General features: G+C 71.8%; 3 protein-coding genes. All 3 read right to left on the bottom strand.

Annotated elements, in window-relative coordinates:
• The coding region (locus tag QM572_RS12690) for a heterodisulfide reductase-related iron-sulfur binding cluster (RefSeq protein ID WP_415093645.1) at positions 1 to 3,264 on the bottom strand (3,264 nt) is incomplete at its 3' end.
• A gap of 14 nt (positions 3,265 to 3,278) precedes the next feature.
• Positions 3,279 to 4,508, bottom strand: coding sequence for an MFS transporter (locus QM572_RS12695; protein ID WP_415093647.1), 1,230 nt, complete (start codon positions 4,506 to 4,508; stop codon positions 3,279 to 3,281).
• A 66-nt stretch (positions 4,509 to 4,574) separates the two neighbouring features.
• Positions 4,575 to 6,200 (bottom strand): hypothetical protein (locus tag QM572_RS12700; RefSeq protein WP_415093648.1); only part of this gene is annotated, 1,626 nt, incomplete at its 5' end.

Genomic DNA, 6,200 nt, shown 5'->3' on the forward strand with positions numbered 1-6,200 from the left:
ACCGGCCGGGGTGGTAGACACGGTGTGCGGCGTTTCGGCGCGACTCGCCGATGGCTCGGGCGTGTCGGCCTGAGGAGCCTCACGAACGGGCTCGGTCTCCTCCGATGGCGCGGTGGGAGCCTCCTCGGTGCGCGCCTCGGTGGCCTGGGGCTTGGTGGCCTCGGGCTCGGAGACCGACTCTGTGGGTGCGGCGGGTGCGGCCGGAGGTCCGGCGAGGGTTGCGCCCTCGGGGGCGGGGATGTCGAAGAGCGAGCCGGCGCCGTCGATGTCGACGTCCGTGTGTGGCGCCGAGGCCGTGCCGGAGGACGCCCCCGCGGCAGCCGCCGGCGCGGGCGCAGCCTCGGCCTGGGCCTCCGGCTCCATCTGTCCAGCGGGCTCCGCCGCGGCCGTCTCCTCGGCGGGCGCGATGTCGAAGAGCGACCCGCCGGAGCCGAGGTCGGTCGTCGGCGTGGCCTTCGCCTCAGGCTCGGCCCTCTCGGCGGCAGGCGCAGCCGCGGGTGTCTCGGCGGCAGGGGCCGCGGCCGGCTTCCCTTCGGCGGGGGCGTCGCCGCCGATGTCGAAGAGTGAGCCGCCGGATCCCAGGTCGGTCGCCGGGGCGGCCTTCTTCTCGGGCTTCGCCTCGGCTTCGGGCTCGGCGGGCTTCTCCGCCTCGCCGCCGATGTCGAAGAGCGAGCCGCCGGCCTTCTCCGCGGGCTTCTCCGTCGGGGCCGCCTTGGCCTCGGGCTCGGCCGGGGCGGGGGTGTCGAACAGTGAGCCGCCGGACTTCTCCGCCGGCGCCGCCTTGGCCTCCGGCTCGGCCGGGGCGGGGGTGTCGAAGAGCGAGGACGCGTCGTCGGGCGCCTTCTCCGAGGGAGCGGGATCGGCCGGGGTGTCGAACAGCGACGAGCCACCCGATCCCGAGCCGGACCCGGACGTGGCGGCACCGGCGTCGGCGGTGTCGACGACCGTGTCGCCGGTGGCGGTCACGTCGCCTGCCGACGGCTCGGCCGCGGTCGCGACGGAGGCGGCGTTGGCGGCGCCCGCGCCGGGGGCGAGCTTGGTCGCCTGCTCGCCCTTCACGGAGGCGAGCAGCATCTGGGCGACGTCGAGGACCTCGACCTCCTCGCGGGCCTCGCCGTTGGCCTGCGCCTTGGTGAGGCCGTCGGAGAGCATCACCCGGCAGAACGGGCAGCCGACGGCGATCTGGTCGGCGCCGGTGGCGACGGCCTCGTTGGTGCGGTTCTCGTTGATCCGCGAGCCGAGCTTCTCCTCCATCCACATCCGGGCGCCACCGGCGCCACAGCAGAAGGACCGCTCGGAGTTGCGCGGCATCTCCTTGTACTCCGCGCCGGGGAGGATCTGGAGCAGCTCGCGCGGCGGGGTGTAGACGCCGTTGTGGCGACCGATGTAGCAGGGGTCGTGGTAGGTGATCGAGCGCTTGTGGGCGCCTGCGCCCTCCTTGACCGGAGTCAGCTTGCCCTCGCGGACGAGCTTGTTGAGCAGCTGGGTGTGGTGCACGACCTCGAGCTCGATGCCGAAGTCCTTGTACTCGTTCTTGAGCGTGTTGAAGCAGTGCGCGCAGGTCGTGACGGCCTTCTTGACGCGGAACTCCTTGAACGTCTCCACGTTCTGCTGCGCGAGCCCCTGGAAGACGAACTCGTTGCCCGCGCGGCGGGCGGAGTCGCCGGTGCAGGTCTCGCCGTTGCCGAGCACGCCGAAGGAGATCCCGGCGATGTCGAGCAGCTCGGCGACGGCCCGCGTCGTCTTCTTGGCCCGGTCCTCGTACGCGCCGGCGCACCCGACCCAGAAGAGCCAGTCGACCTCGTCGAGCGACTCGATGTCCTCGCCGACGACCTTGACCTCGAAGTCGAGCCCCTTCGCCCAGTCCATGCGGGCCGTGGCCGACATGTTCCACGGGTTGCCCTTGTTCTCCAGGCCCTTGAACAGGCCGTTGAGCTCGGAGGGGAAGTTGGACTCGACGAGCACCTGGTAGCGGCGCATGTCGACGATGTGGTCGACGTGCTCGATGTCGACCGGGCACTGCTGGACGCAGGCGCCGCACGACGTACACGACCAGAGGACGTCCTCGTCGATGACGAAGCCACCCTCGGCGGGGTTGTAGAACCAGTCGAGGACCTCGGTGCCCTCGCCCGCCTCGGAGGGGGCGTCGGTCTTGCCGATGAGCGGCGTGGGCTCCTGGCCCTCGTCGAGGAGGTAGGGGGCGGCGGCGTACGCCTCCTGACGCAGGCCCATCATGAGGAGCTTGGGGGAGAGCGGCTTCTCGGTGTTCCAGGCGGGGCACTGGGACTGGCAGCGGCCGCACTCGGTGCACGTGGTGAAGTCGAGGATGCCCTTCCAGGAGAAGTCCTGGATCGTCCCGACGCCGAGAGTGGCGTCCTCGTCGAGATCGTCGATGTCGTCGAGGGTGATCACCTTGCCGCCCGAGACCAGCGGCTTCAGTGCGCCGAGCGCGAGGGTCTTGCCGTCGGTGTCGCGGCCGACCGACTCACGCTTGAAGAAGATGTTGAACCAGGCGGTGAAGCGGTGCCAGGCGACGCCCATGGTGAGGTTGGTCGAGATGACGACGAGCCAGATCATCGCAGAGGCGATCTTGAAGGTCGCGATGGCGTAGACGATGTTCTCCAGCGACCCGATCGAGTCGTGGCCGGTTGGGTAGAGGTGCCCGAAGAGCTGCGAGATCGGAAAGTGGAAGCTCGTGGCGTGCTCGGCCGCCTCGCCGCCGTGCGCCTGCGCGAGGTTGTACTCCGCGCCGCGGATGAAAAGAATGGCAGAGGATTCCAGCAACACCATCGCCTCGACGAAGAACGCCTGCCACATGGTGGAGCCGAAGAAGCGGGTCGTGCGGCCCTTGTCCTCCGGCAGGTGCGTGAGCCGGTAGACGATGAGCGGGATGATGCCGAGCGTGCCGAGCAGTCCGAGGATCTCGGCGGTCCACTCGTAGACGAACCACTTGCCGATGATGGGCCAGGCGAATTCGGGGCCGAAGAGCTGGAAGTACGCCGACATGACGGCCGTCGACAGGAAGAGGAACGCCGCGAAGGCGAACCAGTGCAGGATGCCGACCCAGGTCCACTGCAGCATCCGGGTGTGGAGCAGCGTCTCCTTGAGCATCGTCACCAGGCGCCGGCCCAGGTTGTCGGTGCGGCCGACGGCGGGCTGGCCCACCCGGATGACGGCGAGCATGGAGCGCACCGCCTTCACGGTCAGGGCGACCGCGACGACCGTGAGAGCCAGACAGACCACGATGAGGATGGCTTGCAGCATGAGCGCGATCCTACTCACGAGTAACCAGGCGCATCGCCATCATGGGCAACCCGGCGCACCGGCACGAGGCCGATGGCGGCGAGGGGGAAGAGCGCCATCAGCCCGAACGCCCAGCCGTAGCTCGTCGCCGTGATGAGAGCGCCCACGCCGGGACCGACCAGCGAGCTGGTGAGGTACTGCGCCGTGTTGTGGATGCCCAGCGCGCGCCCGCTCCAGAACGGGCCGGCGTGCTCGGCGACCGCGGTGAAGGCGAGGCCGTTGTCGGCGACGGTCACGACGGTGGCGACGACCATGAGGGGTACGGCGGCCCACCAGCCCAGTCCGGCGGTGATGCCCAGCAGGGCCATGCAGACGCCTGCCGCGATGGCGACCCAGCGAAGCGGCCGCATCCGGCTGCGGACCATGTCCGAGAGCTGCCCCGACGCGATCCGGCCCAGCGCGCCGAACACCTGGGCGACCGCCACCAGCGTGCCCGCCGCCGCAGCCGTCCATTGCCGGTCCTGGATCAGCCACACCAGCGCGAAGGTCCACACCACGAACTGCGGCACCACCAGCAGTACCGCGACGGTGTGGACGCGCACCAGGAAGCTGTCGCGGCGGTAGGGGTTGTCCGAGGTCCCGTCGGCGCGCCGCTCCGGGCGGGGCGGGTCGATCACGACGGGCACGACGATGAGAGCCGCCACCGCGATGGCGATCGCGGGCACCAGCATGGCGGCGTGCACGCCGTGGGCGTCGGCGACCACCGCGACGGCGATCGCGCCGATGCCGACGCCGATCGGCTGGGCCATCTGGCGGATGCCCATCGCCAGCCCGCGCCGGTGGGGCGGGAACCAGCCGACGACCACCCGGCCGCTGGCGGCGTTGCTGCTCGCGGCCGCGGCTCCGGCGACGCCCAGGACGATGGTGAAGAGGACGAGGTCCCCGGTGGCGGCGGCGAGAAGGCCGAAGGCCGCCGAGACGACGGCGCCGGAGAGGAGGGCCAGCCGCTCGCCGTACGCGTCGACGAAGGCGCCCCACCCGACGAGGGTGATCATCACGCCGATGTTGGGCGCGGCGGCCACGACGCCCGCCTGGGCGAGCGAGAGGCCCTCCTGGTCGTGCAGGGCGGGGATGAGGAAGGAGGGGGCGGTCGTCATGATCGCGGAGGCCGCCTGCGCGAGCGTGCTCGCGGCGAGCATGGCCCAGCGCCGGCCGGTGCTGACCGAGCCGATCGCGCCGGCCGCCTTGGCCTGGAGGACGTCCACGCCCTCCGTTGTACGCCGAAGGGCGTCTCGCATCGCGGGATATCTCATCCCGCGGATTGAGACCTATTACACGTCCGGCCTCTGAGCCTCGACCGTCTTGAGATCGACGGCGGCGGCGACGGCGTCCGCATAGGCCGCCTGCCATGCCCGCATGACGGCCTTTCCGTCGCCGACCTTGGCGAGCGCCGTCTGGTACACCGCCCACTGAGCCGTCTCGCCGAGCGTGCACTCGCTCGGGCAGGTGCTGGCCGCGAGGGCGAGGTCGTGGCCGGCGACAGCCGCGGCCCGGGCGCGCTTCGCGAGGGTCTCGAGTGACTCCTGCGCCTGCTCGAGCGCCTTCGGCGAGTTGTCCGGGACCTTCAGCGCGTCCATCTTCTTGGCGATCTTCACGAGCGCCTGCGACGCCTTGTAGAAGCCGCTGGTCAGGCTCGAGCTCGGGGAGTCGTCCGCCGTCACCGTCGGCACGTCCGCCCATGCGGCGGTCCACGACTTGCTCACCTTGAGCACGGAGGTGCGGTAGCTCGCCAGCGCCGTCTTGTCCGGCGCGTTGTGCAGCTCGGTCCACGTCTTCATCAGCAGCGTCGCCGTCGAGATCAGCTGGCCGATCTGCTCCACGGGACCGGTGTCCTCGCCCAGCTCCGAGAGCTGCCGGGTGAGGGCCGGTCCGGTCGTGTCCCACTGGTCGAGGTGGTCGGCGTCGATCGTCTTCATCGAGACGATCGACTGGGTGGCGGCCTCGAGCAGCGCGGCGCGCTTCCCGAGGTCGGTGTCCTCGTCGAGCACGGCCGCGGTGTCCTCGGTGGTGACCCGGAGCTGGAACGCGTCGGCGGCCACCTCGCGCAGGCCCGCGGTCTTGGTGGAGGAGGCCGCCTGGTCGACGAGCTTGGTGAGCTGGGTCGTGAGGCCGGTCAGCGCGAGCGGGCCGACCACGCGGGCCACGGTCGTGACGGTCGGCGCCGTGTCGGTGGTCGGGTCGCTGCCGGGGACGCCCTTGCGGGCCTTCGCGACGGCGTCGGCCGCCGACCGGATCGTGGCCATGACCGCGGGGAACTGCGCCGAGGCGTTTGCCTCCGTGATCGCGTCGAGCGCGCTGAGGGCCTGGAGCGCGGCGGTCTCGGCGTTGATCAGCTCCTGGCCGGCGTCGGTCGCTCCGCGCAGCGTCGAGAAGTCCTGCCCGAGGGTCGTCGCCGCGTCGGCGGCGGCGCTGAGCGAGGCCAGGTCGGTCGACGCCGTGACGGCCGAGAGCACCGCCGCGTAGTCGCTCTGCCGCGGCGCCACCTCGACGCTGGGCTGCGCGGGCGCGGTCGTGGGCTCGGAGACCGGGGTGTCGCTCGCCGTGCGGGCGAGCGGGCCGCGCGCGAGGAACCAGCCGGTGCCGGCCATGAGGGTGAGTACGACGGCGGCCACGACGAGTCGGAGGACGAGTCGCAGGCCGCGTCGGCGTCGGGGGGCCGCCGCCTCCGGCTGGGCCCCCGGCTCCGCCTCGGTCTCGGTCTCGGTGTGGGGCTCGGCTCGGGTCGCGGGCTCGGCTTCGGTGGCTCGCGCGACCTCAGCCTCTGTGGTCGCGGCGGCCTCCGCGGCCGCCGCGACCTCGGTGCCGGCCTCGGTGGTCGGTGCGGTCTCGGCGGGAGCATCGACGACGGCGACTGCCTCGTCGAGGGGGAGCGACGCGTCGGCGGGATCGACCTCGCC

The organism is Nocardioides sp. (assembly GCF_047607365.1).
Classification (GTDB): Bacteria; Actinomycetota; Actinomycetes; order Propionibacteriales; family Nocardioidaceae; genus Nocardioides.